The sequence below is a fragment of the Parabacteroides faecalis genome (genome assembly GCF_022809355.1).
Classification (GTDB): domain Bacteria; phylum Bacteroidota; class Bacteroidia; order Bacteroidales; family Tannerellaceae; genus Parabacteroides; species Parabacteroides faecalis.
Window position 1 is genome coordinate 189057 of the sequence record NZ_JAKZMM010000001.1, and the last position, 15708, is coordinate 204764.

Below are 15708 nucleotides of genomic sequence, written 5' to 3' on the forward strand. Positions count from 1 at the left end.
GGCTGTACATTCCTTCGAGGAATATCTTACCTTTAAACTGCTTTTAAAAGACTAGATCTAATTACATGAAAAGGATGAAAATCAAAACAATCTTGAGTTCCACTCCGGTCATTGCCTTCATCGGATTCTGGATTTTTGCAGCCATTCTTTATGGTGATGTATTTTATATGGCCGAACAATACAGTTTGTTTGCTTTCGACCAACAAATCATGGAGTTCATACTCGACCAGCCAGGAGGAAAACTCTATTGGTTCGGTCGCCTTTTGTTACTCTCCTATCATGAACCTTGGATTGGAGGATTTCTGATGTCGGTTTTGCTCACCGGAACAGTCTGCCTCGTCAGAAAGAGTTTCGCACTTCAAGGTAAATGGGAATGGATTTCTCTTCTTCCTTCCATCCTGGTGTTGTGGTATCTCATCCTGAAAGGACAAAACCTGTATTACCAACAAGAACCATCAGTAGTCTTTTTATGGCCACTCGCTGTTTTTATACTGGCAGCCCTGGTATCGATAGCTTTCCACTTTATTTCCGGAAAACCTTCGCAACCGGTTTCTTCTTCCCGATGGGGACAAGGAATTTGTGGTGTTTTGTTTCTAGGACTTTATCTCTATACTTGGACGGGAAAAGAGAACGAAAGGATAACCGCCTCCATGCAACGTGCATATCAGGAACAAAATTGGGATAAAATGATTCAACAAGCCAAACAGGCAAAACAACCCACCAGAAATGTTGCTGCCTATCATGCCATCGCCTTGTTACAAACCGGACGTTTATTAAATAATCTGCTCGATATACCTTATCAATATCCTGACTTAGGCTTAATCAATCGAGGTGGATTACCCGACGACGGAACAGATCTGTACCTTAGCGACTGTTGCCTTTCTTCCGGCTTAGTGAATACGGCTTATCACCAAGCAATGGAACGCATGGTTATCGACGGACCCAGTTGTTACACGCTCAAGCTACTCTTTTTCTGTTCCTTACTGAACGAAGAATATGCTCTTGCCAACAAATATCTTTACCTGTTACAGCAAGTTCCTTTTGAATCCGACTTTGTACGGAAATACATGCCTTTGGTAGCCAATCCCAAAGTCATCTTGGAACAACCTTTCTTCAATCGCATACTGGCACTCAAACCAACGAACGACAGCTTTGAACAATCATATCGCTCACCTTTATTCATCGGATATCCTATTACTGGAAATCATATCCGTAATCAGCAAACATTTGATGTATCCATGGCGGCATGCTTATATACCAAATTATTAGATGAAGTGGTGAATCGAACGCGTCCTTACAAAGGGAAGGAGCTTCCGCTCATAGTAGAGCAGGCTGTTGTTCTATATACTTATCTGCAAAAAGAACGAACAACGAATCTGTTGTCACAGTTCCAGATTCGTCCGAGCACAATCCAACAAGTCGAAAACTTCCTCTCTCAATATGTCAAAGACGGGAAAGTGGCCGATGAACTGATTCCTCAACTACAGGAAGAATACGGTCATTTCTACCCGTTCTATTATTTCTGCCAGAATAAAATAGATGAAGAACAGATGAAACGATACCAAATACTGATGAAAGGAGGAGTAAACTGATGAAAACAATACCTTATATACTTTCCGTACTCATGTACGTCATCATCGGAATGCAGACAGCATGTTCCTCTAAGACAGACGAGCCTGCTAACTTTACAGAAGTGGGACAACCCGCATCTATTTATCCGGATTATAAAGATATTATCATTCCACCCAATATCGCTCCGTTGAACTTTCTGGTCCGTACACCAGGTGAGAAGTTTGTAGCCGTATTGACTTCCAGTGAAGGAAAGAAACTGTCGGCCTCTACTTCGCACGGATCAACATTACAATTCAATGTAGAACAATGGAAATCTCTTTTAAGTGTTTCCCGAGGAAAAGAGATACAAATACAGGTCTATACTTATACGGAAAAGAAATGGCTACGTTTCCAACCTTTTACCTGGCATGTGGCCGAAGAAGAGATTGATCCGTTCGTCTCCTATCGGTTGATCGAGCCCGGTTATTCCTACTATCGCCAACTGGGCTTATATCAGCGTAACCTCACGAACTTCCAGGAAGAAGTGATCTATGAGAATAACCGGACATTCGATTACGAAGATAATCATTGCATCAACTGCCATAATTACCAGAATTATAGTACCCAGAAGATGCTGTTTCACGTTCGTACGAACCATAGTGGAACCATCCTTGCTCAAGGTAAGACTATAGAGAAAATCAACTTCCAGCATGATTCCATCCCATTCGGAGCAGTCTATCCAGCTTGGCATCCGACACAAAACTGGATCCTGTTTTCATCCAACAAGACAGGACAAGCCTTCCATATCTTGAATGAAGAAAAGGTAGAAGTAATTGATATGGCTTCCGACCTGCTCTTCTATGATGCCAATCAGAAGGAAGTGAAATATGTCTGTCACACAGACAGTCTACTCGAAACATTCCCCTGTTGGTCGCCAACCGGTGATAAAATCTATTATTGCGTAGGCAGTCTTTATGACCATCAATCTATGGGCACTGTTCGTCCAAAAGACTTCAATACCCTACGTTATAATATTGTCAGTCGGACATTCCAGCCCTCCGATCAAAGTTTCGGAGAAGAAGTTACCGAAATCAACTGCGATTCTATTGGAATCAGTGCCTCCGTTCCCCGGATTAGTCCAGACGGACGTTATCTGTTATTTACAGCCGGATCCTACGGACAATTCCATATCTGGCATAAAAGCGCAGACCTCTATATAAAAGATTTGGAAGCAGACTCTGTCTATCCGCTGCAAGAAGCCAACAGCACAGATGCAGACAGTTATCATTGCTGGAGTAGTAACGGCCGATGGATCGTCTTCAGTTCCAGACGTGATGACGGTTCTTATACCCGACTTTACATAACTTATTTCAATCCAAAAGGAAAAGCCTGCAAAGCTTTTATTCTGCCCCAACAAGATCCGGAACATAATATGAAGCGACTCAAAAGTTACAATGTGCCAGAACTGACTCGAGATCAGGTACAGATATCTCCTCAGCAGTTCCAACAAACTATTTATCAGACGAAAGGAAGTCCTATTACTTATAAAAACGATTGATATATGATTCAAAAACGATTCTCACTACTTTTGATTTGGATTCTCGTATCTTTTGCCGGACAGGCACAAGGAGAATCAACTTCACCTTATTCATTCGATAAAAACGGTATTCAAAAAGAAGTACTGGAAAATTACCTGGATCGTTCCATAACAGTCACGAACTTACTGGTACCCAATCAAGGAGAAGAACAACTCAACGACGATATCCGCATGATACAGAATATCGGAGCCAAATTCTTGGGACGTTCCATTCTCCTGTGGGAAAACGAACAGATATTAAAAGACCCTACTTTCTGGACGAAAGCAGAACAGATCATCCAAAGAATGCACGCAGATGATCCGGATCTGGTATTTCAAGCCTGTCTGTTCGAAGCTATTTCTACTGAAGTCAGCCAGATTGAAATCCCGGAATGGGTATTTGATAGTTACGGACTGAAACCTGAGAAAAGGAATTTCAGGTATGAAGATATGCTGAACCTGCAAGGGAAATATGTGGATCACTGGCATACGGGAGGAAGTGTGCCGGATATCAGCCGGCAGGAAACACAATTATGGTTCTATTTCCTGGCTTGTTCTTATATCCGTATCGGTTGTGAAGCCTTTCATTTAGGACAAATTGAACTGATGGGCATGAATGATCCTGACCGGACACACTGGATTACACTGATTGACAAAATCCGTTCCTTCGCTGCCCAGCATGCCCGCCGGCAATGGGTGATTCTGGATGCACACACGCCCAAAGGAGGTATGGTGACTAATGGGAAAAGCCTGATTGATTTCAATTCATTCCCGATGCGTATCTGTGCTCTTCCAACAGCTACTCCTTGGAAAGAAGGAGATATACAACCCGCAGAACTACGAGTCAATCACTTAGATGCTCTCTATAAGAAGAGCATGGGTTGTCAGACGCCTTCAGGTTGGTCGTGCGAGCATCTGCCCTATTTAGTTGAGATTGATAATTACGGGAAAGAAGAACCTGTAAATGTAGCAGACACTACGTCTTATTTCCCGTGGGGTTGGGACGAAATATCCTGGTTTGCCAAACAACCGGAAAAGTATCGGAATGAATGGTTACAGTATGTCTGGCAATGGATGAAGAAGACGGATCCGGATGGTCATATTGAAATGCCTGGTATTCGTGGTAGCTGTTGTCCAAACAAAACAGGAAATACCTATCGGGCCAATACCCGAAGTGCACAGTCTCCTTACGGATATAACCAGGAAGAAACCATAAAAGCAATCTGGGCATCTGATAAGGTCAGATAATACTGATATTCAAATCCCCAAACAAACACCTTTAAACCTTGAAATGATTTCGAAAGCCTTATGCAATAAAAAAAGGCCATCGAAATCATTTCGAAGGCCCACAAAAGAAAAAAGACAGCGACCTGTCGTTTTTATTTTACCTTAATATGATCAAAACCTTTTCCATAGACACCGATAACTGTGCTCTGCGAAACAAAAGCATCTGGATCAATATCTTTAATCAGACGGAAAATAGCTGTCGATTCACGTTTCTTTGCCAAGACAAACATCATTTTCACCCCATTACCGGTATAAAGTCCTGTTCCATCCAATACTGTCACACCGCGATGCATATCCTTATTGATATGTTCTCCGATTTCTTTATAATGTTTGGAAATAATAAAGAACTGTACGGACTGATGTGCACTATTTACTATCTGATCAAGCACAAAGCTACAGACATACAACGTCACATAACCATAAACGACCTTTTCCCAATCCTGCAATACGAAATAACTGGAAGTAATGATAATCATATCACAAGCCATGACGACTCGGCCCAGCGAAACATCCCGATACTTGTTGATAATGGCAGCAATGATATCGGTTCCACCCGAACTACCATTTGCCGAAAAAGCAATACCAATGCCACTACCACAAAAAGAAGCTCCTAAGACACACGCCATAAAAGGCTGATCTTGCAGAATATGAACTTCTCCGACCAACCCCTGTAAAGCCGACAAAAAGAACGTTAGGACAAAAACTGCGTAAATTGTCTTGACACAGAACTTAAATCCGAGAATCTTTAAGGCCAACAATAACAAAAACGCATTGATTGCAAAATAAGTGTACTGAACCGGTAATTTGGTTGCAAAGAACACAATAGAAGCAATACCCGGAACACCGCCGGTTGTAATATCATTCGGCAAAAGGAAAATGGTCCATCCAATGCCGTACAAAATCATTCCCAAGGCAATCATCACATAGTCCTTTGCCTCACGGAACAATACTTGCTTGTTAGTTAAATTAGAAATATTAGCGTTCATCTCCAAAGATAAATTATGGGCACAAAATTACTATTTTCTTCAGTATTTCAGATAAGAGATTGGACTTTAAATACAAACTCCATCCAGATCCAGTAACGTATGGCTTTTCCTAAAAACATCGAGATCGCCACAATCCAGATATTTGCTCTCAAAAAGCCTAAAGCGACAGCAATAAAATCACCAATACCTGGAAGAAAGACAAAAAATCCCATCCACGAACCCTTGTCTTTGATCCAATTCTGCACTTTATAAACCTTTTGAGCATCAAGCTTCAGATATTTTTCTATCCATTCTATCTTTCCCAGCATTCCCAGCCAATAACAACTCATTCCGCCCAAGAAATTTCCCAAGGTAGCAGCTATCATACAAGGCCAATAAGATGAACCCGCCAACAGAACACCCGTCAATACAACCTCACTGCTGAAAGGCAAAACTGTGGCTGCCAGAAAAGCGGCAATGAATACGCCGATATAACCGTAATCTATTAAAAACTCCATATTCGCAACAACAATAATAAGATAAGAACAACCACAGATGCGTGAAACATCCAATAGACATATTTATTCCGTACCACCGTAAAGAAGTGGGCAATCAGGATAGAAGACGGGAAACAGGCAATCTGAAGATACTCTTCCGATGATTGCTCGTATAGAAAATAAAGAGCAAAAGATGAAATAGCCAACAAAATCAGGAAAGACAAGAACTGACGAGTCCGCAGATTATCCTCATACTCATGGGCCAGAATATTGAATGATGCTATTGCCACAAGAGCAATCATATAGCCAATCGCCAGCCAATCCTGCCAACCATTTCCTTTGATGCTCAACGGACGAACTTTATAAAGGGAATCAAACGGAATGGTAAACATATCAAAGTTCTGTTGCCATAAACAGTAAAACCCGACGAACCAATACACTACTGCCAAACCCATCAGGCTTGCTAAGAAGGTTTGCAATGTCAGTGTCCGGAATTTATACATTCCATACCAAAAGAGTGGCAGGAACCAGCAGATATGAATCCACAACAAACTTCCAATTGCTATCACGAACGTTGCATTAAACACATTCCGCTTGTTATTAGGATCATGATAGGAAGTAAACAGATAATAAATAGCCAAAATCAGGAAAAATACACCAAATGAAGTTGATTTCAAAGGCAGAAAGTCCTTATTGGTACTGATCAGTAAAATATAGAAGAGAACTGGCAACAAGGTCTTCTCCCGGATCAGCATCAATACATAATTAGCTCGATGAATCATAAAAGCTCCACCTAACATCAAGAGAAAACCGATGGCGTATGTTCCCCATTTACCCGGTAAATATTGACAGATCAGATTCCACAACGGGGGCGCTGTCACTTCACCATACACCGGATAACCCGTAGAAGTGATATAACACGCTATCCAGCAGACAATACAACCTATCAGCAGATAGAAAACGGTAAACGGGGTCGTTAAAATATTCTGACGACTGGAATAAAGCATAACTTCTTTGTACTCTTCAGCTAAAAACCGGACAAAGGTAGGGATTTTTCTCCTGATTATTCCGGAAAATAGAGCACTGTTTTTCACCTTCATCCCTTTTCTATTACAAATAAAATCGTTATCTTTAGGCTCATAACAATTAAAATCTACCCGTTATGGAATCATCACTATTCTGGATTGTGCCATTCTCATCAATTCTGGCACTCGTACTGGCTTGGTACTTCTACAAGCAAATGATGCGTGAAAGTGAAGGAACCCCTGCCATGCAGAAGATTGCATCGCATGTCCGGCAGGGCGCCATGTCTTATCTGAAGCAACAATACAAGATTGTCGGCATGGTCTTCTTGGGTCTGGTCATTCTCTTTTCGATAATGGCCTATGGATTTAACCTACAGAATCATTGGGTGCCAATAGCTTTTCTGACGGGAGGTTTCTTCTCCGGACTTTCCGGGTTCTTAGGAATGAAAACAGCCACCTATGCTTCGGCCCGAACTGCCAATGCGGCCAGAGATTCATTGAACAAAGGGTTACGGGTTGCCTTCCGTAGCGGAGCCGTTATGGGATTGGTCGTTGTCGGATTAGGTTTATTCGACATTTCTTTCTGGTATCTGTTACTGGAAAATCTGATTCCTGCAGACGCCATGAATCCTACAGCTAAACTGTGTATCATTACAACAACCATGCTGACTTTCGGTATGGGAGCCTCAACACAAGCCTTGTTTGCACGTGTGGGTGGTGGTATTTATACCAAAGCTGCCGATGTTGGAGCTGATTTGGTAGGTAAAGTAGAAGCAGGCATTCCGGAAGATGACCCGCGAAATCCGGCAACTATTGCCGATAATGTAGGTGATAACGTAGGAGATGTAGCCGGAATGGGTGCAGACTTGTATGAATCGTATTGTGGTTCGATTTTGGCAACATCGGCTTTAGGAGCAGCCGCATTTATCGGTTCCGGAAATACGGAAATGCAATTCAAGGCGGTAATTGCTCCGATGTTGATCGCTGCCGTTGGTATTATCTTGTCGATTATCGGTATTTTCTCGGTGAAGACGAAAGAAAATGCCGGAATGAAAGAATTACTCAATGCCTTGGCTGTCGGGACAAATCTCAGTTCTGCCCTGATCGTAGTTGCCACTTTTACAATCCTTTGGGCATTAGGCTTGGAAAACTGGATTGAGATCTCGTGTGCCGTTGTCGTTGGATTGATTGTCGGTATCATTATCGGCCGATCTACCGAATATTACACCTCGCAGTCCTATAAACCGACTCAACGTTTGTCGGAAAGCGGGAAAACAGGGCCAGCCACTGTGATCATTTCCGGTATCGGATTAGGTATGATTTCGACCACAATTCCGGTATTGGCTGTTGTTGCCGGTATCATTCTTTCTTATTGGCTGGCTTCAGGATTCGATTTTGCCAATATCGGAATGGGATTATACGGAATCGGTATCGCTGCCGTCGGCATGCTTTCTACCTTAGGTATTACTTTAGCAACAGATGCCTATGGACCAATCGCCGACAATGCCGGTGGTAATGCTGAAATGAGCGGACTCGGGAAAGATGTCCGCAAACGAACCGACGCACTCGACTCGTTAGGCAACACAACTGCCGCTACAGGTAAAGGCTTTGCCATCGGTTCGGCAGCCTTAACCGGATTAGCGTTGCTGGCATCCTATATTGAAGAAATACGTATCGGGCTCAGCCGCATCGGGACAAGCCTTTTGGAATTACCCAACGGACTACAAGTAGCCGTGGACAAAGCCAGCTTTACCGACTTCATGATTTATTATGATGTTACCCTGATGAATCCGAAAGTCCTATCAGGCATCTTTATCGGAAGTATGATGGCCTTTCTTTTCTGCGGACTGACGATGAATGCCGTAGGTCGCGCCGCAGCCCACATGGTAGAAGAAGTACGCCGTCAGTTCCGTGAAATCAAAGGTATTCTTGACGGGAAAGCCGAACCCGACTACGCCCGATGTGTACAAATTTCCACTCAAGGAGCCCAAAAAGAAATGGTATTTCCTTCATTACTGGCTATTGCCGCTCCTATCCTGACCGGAATCTTCTTTGGAGTCCCCGGAGTCATTGGCCTGCTGATTGGTGGCTTGTCATCCGGATTCGTATTAGCTATCTTCATGGCCAACGCCGGAGGCGCCTGGGACAATGCCAAGAAATACGTCGAAGAAGGAAACTTCGGCGGCAAAGGAGGAGAAGTACATAAAGCAACCGTCGTAGGTGATACCGTAGGCGATCCTTTTAAAGACACATCCGGTCCGAGTCTGAATATTCTCATCAAACTCATGAGCATGGTTGCTATCGTCATGGCAGGCCTGACCGTCACCTGGAGTTTGTTCTGATATACATATTTATATATGCAGTTTAAAAAACCGTCCGGAATCCGAACGGTTTTTTTATTTCTCATCAATAAAACTTCATTCTCTCACTGGAAATTCTTTAGTTCACGCCGTGAACTAAGTAATCCACAACGTGGATTAAAGAATAATAGTAAAGATTTTAAATTTATAAAACCATAAACTAATTATTTCAAGAATCACTCTTCCGAAAATAGCATTCATCATGTTATAATAGATCAAATAAATATTTATCCATACTAGCAAATTCATACTTAACCAGGCCATAGAGTTACTATTTACCCCCATATATCGTCAAATCTATTTTTAAAAGCTTTTTATTTACCAGGATTTTCTTTCATTTTATTAAAAATCAAATTCTGATTTAAAGATATTCTTAAATTTTTACAAACAAAATATTACCTAATGTCATAAAAAATTCATACCTTTGTCTTATATCTAACAAAATAAAGAGAAAAGAACTCATATATATTAACCGTTTTTAAACGAAATGCCTATGTAGTAGAAAAAGATTTAACGCGTATGGATTATTATATCCATCTGATTCATCTTAAAACAAAAAATTTAAAACATTTATTTAACTCCAAAAATCGATTTTTCATGAGAAAGTCAATTATCCTATTTATGACATTCTTTTTGTGCATAGTAGGTTATGCACAAAAGCGAACGATTAGCGGTACAGTTACAGATAAAGATTTAAAAGAACCGCTGATTGGCGTAAATGTACTTCTAAAAGGTACTACAACAGGAACTGTTACTGATATGGATGGTAATTATACCATCGATGTAGAAGGGAACGGTACACTTGTATTTTCGTATGTTAGTATGAAAACCGTTGAAGAATCCATTAACGGCCGTTCTACAATTAATGTAGAGATGTCTTCTGATTCAGAAGCGCTGGAAGAAGTGGTTGTAACAGCCATGGGTATTAAGCGTGAATCTAAGACCCTGACTTATTCAGCACAAACCGTAGGTGGTAAAGATTTGAATGAAATCAAGAACGTAAACATGATCAACTCCTTACAAGGTAAGAGTGCAGGTTTACAGATTACTCCGAACTCAACAGGTGCCGGTGGTTCTTCAAAGATCCTGTTCCGCGGTAATAAGTCAATTAGTGGTAGTAACCAACCGTTGATCGTTGTAGATGGTGTTCCTATGATGATGAACGTCTCTACAGCTCAAACAACCATGGCTTATGGTGGTGAACGTGATGGTGGTGATGCCATGTCAACCATTAACCCTGATGATATCGCCCAGATTACCTTGTTGAAAGGTGCATCAGCAGCCGCTTTGTATGGTGCAGTTGCAGCCAACGGTGCCATCATGATCACAACAAAATCAGCACAATCAGGAAAAGTTTCCATCAATGTATCAAGTAATACAACTGTTGAAACGCCAATGGTATTACCGAAATTCCAAAATACATATGGTGTAAGTAACGAAGGTACATTCAGTTGGGGTGATAAATTGGCGTCTCCGGCTCCTAATTATGCGAAAGAATTCTATCAGCCGGGTTATACAACCAACAACTCTATCGCCTTATCTGGTGGAAATGAAAATATCTCTTCTTACTTTTCTTACGCAAACGTGTCATCAAATGGTATCGTACCAGAAAATGATTATATGAGTCACAACTTGATGGCAAAGGTTGGCTTTAACTTATGGAAAAAAGTCCATGTAGACGTATCTGCTCGTTACAACAACCAGCATATCGAAAACCAGCCTGCTGCCGGTTATCTGAGTAACCCAATCACAGGTGCATATCTGTTCCCTAGAGGCGAAGATTGGGATTATTACAAGAATAACTATGAAATTTATGATGGTACACGCAATATCAATGTACACAACTGGACCAATACACTTCAGGAACAGTTTACGAATCCATACTGGATGCTAAACCGTCAGAAACCGGTAACTGATCGTAACCGTTATGAATTTGGTGGTAGCGTTAAATACGATATCCTCGAAGGCTTATCAGTAACAGGTCGTTTACGTTATGAACGTGGTGAAGAACAATGGACATTGAATGAATATGCCTCAAGTACAGCAAACCGTAACTTGCTGGGAACATTAAAAGACACACGTACATTCAGTGATCAGACATATGCAGACTTGTTAGCACAATACAATAAAACATGGAATGATACCTATTCATTGTCAGTAACAGCCGGTGGTAGCTATCAGAAGACTGAAAGAACAAGTTCAGAAATCATTGGTTGGGGTGATAAAGTTTACTCAGTAAATAACGGTGTTGTTACTCCAGGAGCTTACTTCCCGAACGTTTTCAATCCCAAAAACTACTATACAGTACAAACAACATTCTCAAGAGAAAGAAAACGCTTGAATTCTGTATTCGCTACAGCACAATTTGGCTACAAAGAAGGTTTATTTGTTGATATCAGTGGACGTAACGACTGGTCTTCATCTTTAGCATTTACAGATGGCGTATCCTTCTTCTATCCTTCATTTGGTGTCAGTGCTTTGTTAGACAAGTTTGTTGATTTCGGTCAAAATGTAGATTTGTTCAAATTACGTGCTACTTACTCTATCGTAGGTAACGACGTACCTATCGGTGTAACAAATGAACTTTATAACTTCGGCGAAACAGCCGGCTCAATCGCTCCTCCTGAAAGTTCTTCATTCCGCACATTGAAACCGGAAAAAACAAATTCTTTGGAAGTTGGTTTTGATGGAACATTCTTCCAGAACCGTTTTAATGTTAATTTGACTTACTATAAGACAAATACAAAGAACCAATACTTCAACATCTCAGCTCCATGGGAAACAGGTCTGAGAAACCGCTATATCAATGCTGGTAACGTAGAAAACCAGGGATTTGAAATTAGTTTAGGTTGGTACAATCAGTTCACAAATGACTTCAGTTGGAGTACAAACTTCAATTTCTCTTACAATAACAACAAAATTATCGAATTATCTGAGGAATTACCTGAATGGACATTGGCTAGTTACTGTACTGGAGCTAAAATCATCTTGAAAGAAGGTGGACATTTCGGAGACTTGTATGTTCGTGACTTTGAACGTGACGAAAATGGTGCTCCTGTAAAAGGAGAAAATGGTGCTCCTGTTTTAGGTGGAACAGATAATGACGATTTGGTTTATGTAGGCGATATGAACGCTAAAGTAAACATGGGATGGACTAACACATTCCACTACAAAGATTTCACTTTATCTTTCTTGATCGATGCCAAAGTAGGTGGTAAAGTATTCTCTATGACAGAAGCAACATTAGACGGTTGGGGCGTTTCAGAACGTTCAGGAGCCGCTCGTGATGCCGGAGAAGTTGTCGTTGACGGTGTATCTTTTGATCCGCAACTTTACTACTCAACAACAGGAGGTACAAGTTATAACTCAAATATCTTGACATCACAATATGTATATGACGCAACTAACGTTCGTCTGCGTGAATTATCATTCGGTTATACTTTCCGTAACCTGTTTGGTGCAGGCAAAAACCTGAATGCGTCTATTATTGGCCGTAACTTATTCTTCTTCTACAAAGATGCCCCGATGGATCCGGATGTAGCAGCTGCAACTGGTAACGGCTGGCAAGGTGTTGATATGTTTGCATTACCAACATCTCGTAGCTTTGGATTAAACTTAAAACTTAACTTCTAAATCTTTGAGGAATATCGTATGAAACTAAATAAACTTTTAAAATATACAGCAGTATCAGCTCTGACTTTGGCAACAGGTGTAATGACCGTCGGCTGTACAGATAATTTTGAAGAGTTGAATACAGACCAGTATGAATTGGATCCAGATGCACTTCCGTTCTCTGCTCAGTTCCAAGAACCGATGTCTTATGTTTATGCCCCACAACAAAACTTATTTCAGTATTGTTTCAGCTTAAATATAGACTTGTTCAGTGGTTACTTCATGACCCCGCATAACTTCAATGGTTCTGGTAACGTCGATTATGCTTTGAATCGTGGTTTCTGTGGAGGTATGTACGAGAATGTTTACCTGCATATCTTCAACAATACTCGTCGCTTGATTACATCTTGCGAAGAACAAGGTTTTACTGATTATGCAGGTATGATGCGCGTCATTCAGGCTTATGCCATTCAGATGCTAACAGATGTTTATGGTCCGGTTTCTTATACATCAGCGATTGAAGATCCAACCAACGGTGCTTCTTTCTACTATGACAAACAGGAAGACATTTACAATTCGATGTTCGCTTTATTGGATGAAGCAATTAAGAACTTCCAGAATCCAACTTCAGATTTAGCGTCTAGACAGTCTTTCGACTTTTGGTGTAATGGTGATCTGGACTTATGGATCAAGGTTGCTAATCAGTTAAAGTTACGTATGGCTATGCGAATTGTAAAAGCCAATCCTACATTAGCTAAACAAAAGGCAGAAGAGGCAGCTCAAGCTGGCGTATTAACTCAGGATATCTTGATTAATCAAGGTTTCAGTAATGAACAAACTCGCATGTTTGAATGGGGTGACTCTGGTATGAATGCTAATTTGATCACTATCATGGAAGGTTATAACGATCCTCGTCTTCCATTATATGTAACCAAAAACCAAGCAGACGTAACTTGCGAAGATGGCTCAACAATCGCATCAGGAACAAAATATTTAGGTATCCGTGGAGGTTGTAACTTACCAGCCAAACCTAATCAATGGGGTAACTTCTCAAAAATCGTTTGCTCTTATACAACAGCATTCCCTGTCATGAAAGCAGCAGAAGGTTATTTCTTAAGAGCAGAAGGTATTCTTCGTGGTTGGAACATGGGTGGTGGTACTGCTCAACAATGGTATGAAGATGGTATCCGTACATCCATCAAAAATGAGGTTGCTTATAAAGGCATTGAAGTTCTTGCCGGAGTTACTTCCGTTTCAGATGCTGAAATTGATGCATATATTAATGGAACAACTTTACAAGAAGATTTCGTTGATCCCGTCGACAGTCAAAATAGCATTAAAGCTCAAAATGATGTTTGTGTTAAATGGGATGAAGGAGCTTCTAATGAACAAAAATTACAACGTATCATTATTCAGAAGTGGATTGCAAACTTCCCTATCTCATGCGAAGGTTGGGCTGAATATCGCCGTACAGGTTATCCAAAATTCTTCCCTAATCGTGTTAATTTAAGTAATGGAACAATTGATACAGACGAGCAGATTCGTCGTCTGATTTATTCAGATAACGAAATCAATACAAACAATGCAGAATTACAAAAAGGCATTGAACTTCTGAATCAAGAAAATTCAAGCTCAAAATTCACTGGAGATATTGGAGGAACTCGAGTTTGGTGGGATAAAGCAAATGTTGGTAATTTCTAATTCTACAGAATTAAACTCTTAAAATACCAATAACCATTAAGGCATGTCAGGAATTCTGGCATGCCTTTCTTATTAAAAGGTAATCTAAAACTGAATATATTCATGTATCAAAATACTAATACAATTTAAGCCATAAAAAAAGGAGAACACAATTAAATGTGCTCTCCTCAAAAGGTTTCTATAATTTCATGTAAAACGCACCGAAACCTTTTCCTCTTCATAGTCAGGGACTTGATTTGATATAATAAAATAAATAAACTCAATTTAAAACTAAATTCATTATAACCAATTATTTATTCGCTAAGCACCAGCATAAAGAATTCATTTAACGTTCTTATGAATCTAAGGCTATTAAATAAATGGTGGCCTTGAATACAGCCACCATTTCATAGTTAACGTACTGGCCTTATCTTATGTTACAAATATAAAAATAAATTTTCATACAACAAACATATATAATAAAAATTGATTATTATAATATGAATCAACATCACAGTATATCAAAGATCTTTACAACGTGATAAAAACAATACTATCGGCGTATTATTTCAATACAATTTCACTAACCACTATTAATAATTTGGTTAACAAAATATTTCATCAAGTAATCAAGTTAAAATGGTTATTTTAAACCGTCATCATCTTCACATTGCAAATATATGAATTAAATTTTAAATCGCAATATTTTTATAGCAAAATTCATTTATTTTTATCCATTCAGGAAATAAACAATCATAAAAAGAATCATATATATTTACTGGACTAGCTATACAAAAAAAGGTGATTAGCCCAAAGACCAATCACCTTCAAAAATCTTACTAATCATAGCTATAGGCTTATTAGCAAAATCGGTCTTTTTCATAGCTAGGTTTTCAACTTCAATAAAAAGTTTCACATAACTCTTTTTGCAAATATAGAAATATACTTCTAGATAACAAACTTTTCAAGGATAAATTTAGATAATCTCATATTCTATTCATACCATCAGTTAATCCACTCATTTCTTGAAGGCAGTCATATAATGGATCAACGTAAAAATATGAGGGGTAAATTCGATAAAATCGTATCTTTGAGAACAACAAATCATTATCAGTTATGGAAACCAACGGTTATCGTCTCCTTCTTCCGGAAGGG

9 protein-coding genes are annotated in these 15708 nt (G+C 40.0%); 6 read left to right on the top strand and 3 right to left on the bottom strand.

Annotation, left to right across the window (positions count from 1 at the left end; genetic code table 11):
- Positions 1 to 74 precede the first annotated feature (74 nt).
- From MUN53_RS00775 to MUN53_RS00785, 3 genes are read left to right on the top strand one after another with little or no spacing between them, the layout of a single operon-like run.
- On the top strand, positions 75 to 1592 hold the full coding sequence (locus MUN53_RS00775) for a DUF6057 family protein (protein WP_243322987.1): 1518 nt from the start codon (positions 75 to 77) through the stop codon (positions 1590 to 1592).
- Positions 1592 to 3109, top strand: a complete 1518-nt coding sequence (locus MUN53_RS00780; RefSeq protein ID WP_243322989.1) for a TolB family protein — start codon at positions 1592 to 1594, stop codon at positions 3107 to 3109. Before MUN53_RS00775 ends, MUN53_RS00780 begins: the two co-directional genes overlap by 1 nt.
- 3 nt (positions 3110 to 3112) lie before the next feature.
- The gene (locus MUN53_RS00785) at positions 3113 to 4375 is read left to right on the top strand and encodes a hypothetical protein (RefSeq protein ID WP_243322990.1); all 1263 of its coding nucleotides are present in this window, start codon (positions 3113 to 3115) and stop codon (positions 4373 to 4375) included.
- Positions 4376 to 4506: 131 nt separating this feature from the next.
- Here the strand turns inward: MUN53_RS00785 and MUN53_RS00790 are convergent, their stop codons facing one another.
- From MUN53_RS00790 to MUN53_RS00800, 3 genes are read right to left on the bottom strand one after another with little or no spacing between them, the layout of a single operon-like run.
- A complete protein-coding gene (locus MUN53_RS00790; RefSeq protein ID WP_243322991.1) occupies positions 4507 to 5400 on the bottom strand; it encodes a YitT family protein in 894 nt (297 codons plus the stop codon).
- A 47-nt stretch (positions 5401 to 5447) separates the two neighbouring features.
- Entirely contained in the window at positions 5448 to 5897 is a 450-nt protein-coding gene (locus MUN53_RS00795; protein WP_022454689.1) for a YqaA family protein, read from the bottom strand.
- Positions 5885 to 6883, bottom strand: coding sequence for a hypothetical protein (locus tag MUN53_RS00800; protein ID WP_243322992.1), 999 nt, complete (start codon positions 6881 to 6883; stop codon positions 5885 to 5887). Before MUN53_RS00800 ends, MUN53_RS00795 begins: the two co-directional genes overlap by 13 nt.
- 155 nt (positions 6884 to 7038) lie before the next feature.
- Here MUN53_RS00800 and MUN53_RS00805 point away from each other — a divergent pair, with 155 nt between their 5' ends.
- From MUN53_RS00805 to MUN53_RS00815, 3 genes are all read left to right on the top strand, one after another.
- The gene (locus MUN53_RS00805) at positions 7039 to 9243 is read left to right on the top strand and encodes a sodium-translocating pyrophosphatase (protein WP_243322993.1); all 2205 of its coding nucleotides are present in this window, start codon (positions 7039 to 7041) and stop codon (positions 9241 to 9243) included.
- 615 nt (positions 9244 to 9858) lie between these two features.
- Entirely contained in the window at positions 9859 to 12894 is a 3036-nt protein-coding gene (locus MUN53_RS00810) for a SusC/RagA family TonB-linked outer membrane protein (protein ID WP_243322994.1), read from the top strand.
- 18 nt (positions 12895 to 12912) lie between these two features.
- On the top strand, positions 12913 to 14574 hold the full coding sequence (locus tag MUN53_RS00815; protein ID WP_243322995.1) for a SusD/RagB family nutrient-binding outer membrane lipoprotein: 1662 nt from the start codon (positions 12913 to 12915) through the stop codon (positions 14572 to 14574).
- Positions 14575 to 15708 lie beyond the last annotated feature (1134 nt).

Excerpts from the sequence above, each read along its gene's own strand:
- MUN53_RS00775 (WP_243322987.1), top strand. The coding sequence starts at position 75 with ATGAAAATCAAAACAATCTTGAGTTCCACTCCGGTCATTGCCTTCATC.
- MUN53_RS00780 (WP_243322989.1), top strand. The coding sequence starts at position 1,592 with ATGAAAACAATACCTTATATACTTTCCGTACTCATGTACGTCATCATC.
- MUN53_RS00785 (WP_243322990.1), top strand. The coding sequence starts at position 3,113 with ATGATTCAAAAACGATTCTCACTACTTTTGATTTGGATTCTCGTATCT.
- MUN53_RS00790 (WP_243322991.1), bottom strand. The coding sequence starts at position 5,400 with ATGAACGCTAATATTTCTAATTTAACTAACAAGCAAGTATTGTTCCGT.
- MUN53_RS00795 (WP_022454689.1), bottom strand. The coding sequence starts at position 5,897 with ATGGAGTTTTTAATAGATTACGGTTATATCGGCGTATTCATTGCCGCT.
- MUN53_RS00800 (WP_243322992.1), bottom strand. The coding sequence starts at position 6,883 with ATGCTTTATTCCAGTCGTCAGAATATTTTAACGACCCCGTTTACCGTT.
- MUN53_RS00805 (WP_243322993.1), top strand. The coding sequence starts at position 7,039 with ATGGAATCATCACTATTCTGGATTGTGCCATTCTCATCAATTCTGGCA.
- MUN53_RS00810 (WP_243322994.1), top strand. The coding sequence starts at position 9,859 with ATGAGAAAGTCAATTATCCTATTTATGACATTCTTTTTGTGCATAGTA.
- MUN53_RS00815 (WP_243322995.1), top strand. The coding sequence starts at position 12,913 with ATGAAACTAAATAAACTTTTAAAATATACAGCAGTATCAGCTCTGACT.